The organism is Actinomadura sp. 3N407 (genome assembly GCF_052245875.1).
In the GTDB taxonomy this organism is placed as follows: Bacteria; Actinomycetota; Actinomycetes; order Streptosporangiales; family Streptosporangiaceae; genus Spirillospora.
Genome location: NZ_JBQQBP010000054.1, coordinates 1 through 5,354, shown reverse-complemented (window position 1 = coordinate 5,354; position 5,354 = coordinate 1). Strand labels below are relative to the sequence as shown.

Annotated in this window: 2 protein-coding genes and 2 pseudogenes; all 4 read left to right on the top strand. The window is 73.5% G+C overall.

What is annotated here, in order from left to right; all coding sequences use genetic code 11:
• A partial coding sequence (locus ACTWPP_RS44810) for a condensation domain-containing protein (RefSeq protein WP_443110583.1) occupies positions 1 to 1,655 on the top strand: 1,655 nt, incomplete at its 5' end.
• A pseudogene (locus tag ACTWPP_RS44805) lies at positions 1,652 to 2,908 on the top strand (condensation domain-containing protein); the annotation flags it as partial. The gene ACTWPP_RS44810 and the pseudogene ACTWPP_RS44805, both read left to right, overlap by 4 nt.
• 111 nt (positions 2,909 to 3,019) lie before the next feature.
• Positions 3,020 to 4,204 (top strand): annotated as a pseudogene (locus ACTWPP_RS44800) (amino acid adenylation domain-containing protein); the annotation flags it as partial.
• Positions 4,187 to 5,354 (top strand): condensation domain-containing protein (locus tag ACTWPP_RS44795; RefSeq protein WP_443110584.1); only part of this gene is annotated, 1,168 nt, incomplete at its 3' end. The pseudogene ACTWPP_RS44800 and the gene ACTWPP_RS44795, both read left to right, overlap by 18 nt.

Sequence of the window (5,354 nt, the reverse complement as noted above, 5' to 3'; positions counted from 1 at the left end):
ACGACGGGTTCTTCGACCTCGGCGGCGACTCCATCATCGCCATCCAGCTCGTCTCCCGCGCCCGCCAGTCCGGCCTGGTCATCACGCCGCGGGAGGTGTTCCAGCACCAGACCGTCGAGGAACTGGCCGCGACCGCGCAGCCCGCCGGTGAGGGCGAGGAGATCGAGACCGAGGCGCCCGGCGCCGGCGTCGGCCCGGTCCCGGTCACCCCGATCATCGCGTGGCTGCGCGACCGGGTGAACGGTGACGCCTCGCTGATCAGCGGCTTCCACCAGTCGATGCTGCTGCGCACGCCGCCGCATCTCGGCGTGCGGGAGCTGACCGCCGCGCTCCAGACCCTCCTGGACCACCACGACGTCCTCCGCCTCCGCCTGGACGCGCAGGACGACCGCTGGCAGCCGGTCGTCCGGCAGCCCGGCTCATCCGACGCCGCGGACCTCGTCACCCGCGTGGACGTCGCCGGGCTGGACGCCGACAAGCTCCGCGCCGTCATCACCGAGCAGGCCACCGCCGCCCGCGACCGGCTCGACCCGCGGGCGGGAACGGTCGCGCAGCTCGTGTGGTTCGACGCGGGCCAGGACCAGGGACGCCTCCTCGTCGCCCTTCACCACCTGGTCGTGGACGGCGTGTCATGGCGGATCCTGCTGCCCGACCTGGTCACCGCCTGGGCCGGGGGAGAGCTCCAGCCGGTCGGGACGTCGTTCCGCCGCTGGGCGCAGAAGCTCACCGCGTCCGGCGGGGACGCCGGAGAGCTGGACGACTGGCTCGACATCGTCGACGGCCCGCCCCGGAAACTCGCCGGCCGCACCCTCGACCCGCGCGTCGACATCGCCGCGCGGGCCCGGTCGCTCACCCTCGACCTGCCCGCCGACATCGTGGGCCCGCTGCTCACCGAGGTCCCCGCCGCGTTCCACGGCCGCGCCAACGACGTCCTGCTCACCGGCCTCACGCTCGCGGTCTCCCAGTGGCGGCGCCACCACGGCGGCCGCGGCACCGACGTCCTCGTCGACCTGGAGGGCCACGGCCGCGAGGACGTCGTGCCCGGCGTCGACATCTCCCGCACCGCCGGATGGTTCACCTCGATCCACCCCGTCCGGCTGGACGCGGGGAACGCCGACTGGGCCGAGGTCCGCGACGGCGGCTCGGCCGTCGGCACCGCCGTCAAGAAGGTCAAGGAGCAGCTCAGAGCCGTCCCGGGCGGCGGGCTCGGCTACGGCCTGCTCAGATACGGCGGCGGCGACGCCGCCGGGGAACTGGCCGAGGTGCCGCCCGCGCAGATCGCCTTCAACTACCTCGGCCGCGTCGACGGCGGCGGCGAGGGCGGCGACTGGACGCTCGCCCCCGAGGAGCCGCCCGCGGGCGAGGACCCCCGGATGCCGATGGCGCACGTCCTGGAGATCAACGCCGTGACCCGCGACCTGCCCGGCGGCCCCGTGCTGTCCGCGACGTGGACGTGGCCCGGCGGGCTGATGGACTCCCGCGACGTCCGGGAACTGGCCGAGAGCTGGTTCGCCGCCCTGCGCGGCCTCGTCGCGCACGTCACCTCGGCCGACCGAGGCGGGGCGGCGGGCGGGTTCACCCCCTCCGACCTGCTCGTCGACCTGGACCAGGGCGAGATCGACAAGCTACAGAACGCGTGGAGGCGGCAGAAATGAACCGGGGGGACCTCGAGGACATCCTGCCGCTGTCGCCGCTGCAGCAGGGGTTCTTCTTCCACGCCCTTTTCGACGCCGACGACACCGACGTGTACACGGCCCAGCTCGTCCTCGACCTTGAGGGGCCACTGGACGTCGCCGCGTTGCGGACCGCCGCCGGGACCCTGCTGCGCCGCCACCCGAACCTGCGCGCCGCGTTCTGGCACGAGGACCTGTCGCGTCCCGTGCAGGTCGTGCCCCGCACGGTCGAACTGCCGTGGGAGGAGGTGGACGCGTCCGCCGCCGAGGCGGACGCGGTCGTTGCGCGGGAACGTTCGCGCGGCTTCGACATGACCGCGCCGCCGCTGCTGCGGTTCGTCCTCGTCCGGATGGCACCACAGCGGTTCCGGCTGATCCTCACGAACCACCACATTCTGCTGGACGGCTGGTCCACGCCGATCTTGGCGACCGAGCTGTTCATGCTCTACATGCAGGGCGGCCACGACACGGGGTTGCCCCGCGTCACCCCGTACAAGAACTACCTGGCCTGGCTCGCCGAGCAGGACCGCGCCGGCGCCGAGGAGGCCTGGCGCCGCGCCCTCGACGGCGTCGACGAGCCCAGCCTCGTCGCCCCCGAGGCCGCCGGACGCGCACCGGAGCCGCCGGAGCGGACCATCACCGAGCTGGACGAACGCACCACCCGGAAGCTCACCCGCGCGGCCCGGCGGCACGGCGTCACGCTGAGCACCGTCCTGCAAGGCGCGTGGGGTCTGGTCCTGGGGCGGCTGCTCGGCTCGAACGACGTCGTGTTCGGCGCGACCGTCTCGGGCCGTCCACCCGAACTGCCCGGCATCGAGCAGATGATCGGGCTGTTCATCAACACGCTGCCGATCCGCGTCCGCTACCGGATGGACGAGTCGCTGGGCACGCTGCTGGAACGGCTCCAGGACGAGCAGACCGAACTCCTCGCCCACCATCACCTGGGCCTCACCGACATCCAGCGTGCGGCGGGGCACGGCGGCGCGCTGTTCGACACGATGACGGTGCTGGAGAACTACCCGTTCGACCCGGCCTCGATGGACAGCTCCCTCAACGGCGTCCGCATCGCCGCAGCCGACTCCTACGACGCGACCCACTTCCCCCTGTCGTTCGTCGTCGCGCCCGGCGAGAGGCTGTCGCTGCGGCTGCACTACCGGCCCGACGTGTACGGACGGCCCGTCGTCGAAGCGCTCCTGGCCCGCGTCCGCCGCTTCTTGGAGGCGTTCGCCGAGGACGCGGAGCAGCTGATCGGCGCCGTGGGTCTCCCCACGGACACCGAACGCGCGGCGCTCACCGCCTGGAACGACACGGCCGGCGACCTCCCGACCGGCACGCTCCCGGCCCTGATGGAGCGGCAGGCCGCCCGCACCCCCGGCGAAACCGCCCTCGTCTGCGGCGACGCACGCCTCACCTACGCGGAGCTGAACGAGCGCGCCAACCGCCTCGCGCACGAACTCATCGCGCGGGGGATCGGCCCTGAAGACCGTGTCGCGCTCGTCCTCCCGCGCACGCCGGAGATCGTCGTGGCGATTCTGGGCGTGCTGAAGGCGGGCGCCGCCTACGTCCCGATCGACCCCGAGTACCCGCCCGACCGCATCGCCTACATGCTGGACGACTGCCGCCCGGCCCTCACCGTCAGGGCCGGCGACTTCCCGGACACCGCCGGACGGCCCGCGGACGACCCGGCCGATGCCGACCGCGTGAGGCCGCTGCGGACCGGCAACGCCGCATATGTCATCTACACCTCGGGCTCGACCGGCCGCCCCAAGGGCGTGACCATCCCGCACACGGGCGTGCTGAACTACTTCGAGGCGCACCGGGACACGTTCATCGACCCCGCGATCGAGGCCGCAGGCGGGCGCAGGATGCGGTTCGCGCACCTGGCGTCGTTCTCGTTCGACACGTCCTGGATGGGTCTGCTGTGGATGATGCACGGCCACGAGCTGCACCTCATCGACGACGAAACCCGCCGCGATGTGGAGGCGTACACCGCCTACGTGGCGCGCGCGCACATCGACCTGGTGAACACGACCCCGTCGCACTTCAGCACGCTGCGCGAAGCGGGCCTGCTGAACGATGACGGACGGCACCTGCCTACACAGCTGCTCCTCGGCGGCGAGGCCATCGGCGAGGCGCTGTGGGCGGACCTCCGCGCGATCCCCGGCCTCACCACGCGCAACCTCTACGGGCCGACCGAATCCACGATCGACACGATGAACCGGGTCGTCGCGGACGGCGAGCGCCCGTCGGTCGGCGGCCCCTACCGCAACGTCCGCTGCTACGTCCTGGACACCGCGCTCCAGCCCGCGCCGGTCGGCGTCCCCGGCGAGCTGTACCTCGCGGGCGCGCAGCTCGCACGCGGCTACCTCGGCCGGCCCGGCCTGACCGCAGAACGGTTCGTCGCGGACCTGTTCGGTGCGCCCGGCGACCGCATGTACCGTACCGGCGACCTGGCCCGATGGCTCCCGGACGGGACGATCGAGTACCTCGGCCGCACCGACGACCAGGTCAAGATCCGCGGCTTCCGGGTCGAGCCCGGCGAGGTCGAGAACGTCCTCGCCGGATGTGCGGGCGTCGCGCAGGCCGCCGTCGTCGTCCGCGAGGACCGCCCCGGCGACAAGCGCCTCGCCGCCTACCTCGCCGGCACCGGCATCGACGTCCCCGCCGTGCGGCGGTTCGCGGCGGAACGGCTGCCCGACCACATGGTCCCGTCGTTCACGGTCGTGGACGCGCTGCCGCTCACCGTGAACGGCAAGCTGGACCGGGCCGCGCTGCCCGCGCCCGACACCGGCGCGTCCGTCGGCCGCGCGCCGCGCTCCCCGCAGGAGGAGATCCTCTGCGGCCTGTTCGCCGAGATCCTCGGCGTCGCGAGGGTCGGCGTCGACGACGGGTTCTTCGACCTCGGCGGCGACTCGCTCACCGCGACCCGCCTCGTCAGCAGGATCCGCTCCGCGCTGGGCGTGGAACTGCCCGTCCGCGCGCTGTTCGAGGCGCCGACCGCCGCCGGCCTCGCCGAACGGCTCGCGGGCGCCGCCGGCGGCGTGCGGCCGCCGCTCGCCCGGGCCGAACGCCCCGACATCGTGCCGCTGTCGTACGCGCAGCAGCGGCTGTGGTTCCTCAACCGCCTCGATGGCCGTGGGGCCGGAGACGCCTCCGCGACGTTCAACATGCCGATCGCGCTGCGGCTCAACGGGGCCCTCGACCGCGACGCGCTCCGCGACGCGCTCGCCGACGTGGTCGCCCGGCACGAGTCGCTCCGCACGATCTTCCCGGACGGGTCGGGCAGGCCCCGGCAGCTCGTCCTCGACCCGGCCGCCGCCCGTCCCCGCCTCGACATCACCGAAACCGGCGAGGCCGCGCTGCCGATGGCGCTCGCCGCCGCCGTCGGGCAGGGCTTCGACCTGTCCGTCGAGCCGCCGCTGCGGGCCCGGCTGTTCGCGCTCGGCGGCGACACCCACGTCCTGATGCTGGTCCTGCACCACATCGCCGCGGACGGCTGGTCGATGGCGCCGCTCGCCCGCGACGTGATCCTCGCCTACGCGGCCCGCTCGCAAGGACGGGAACCGCAGTGGGCGCCGCTGCCCGTCCAGTACGCCGACTACACGCTCTGGCAGCGCGAGCTGTTCGGCTCCGAGGACGACCCCGGCAGCCTGATCTCCAAGCAGATCGCCTACTGGCGGG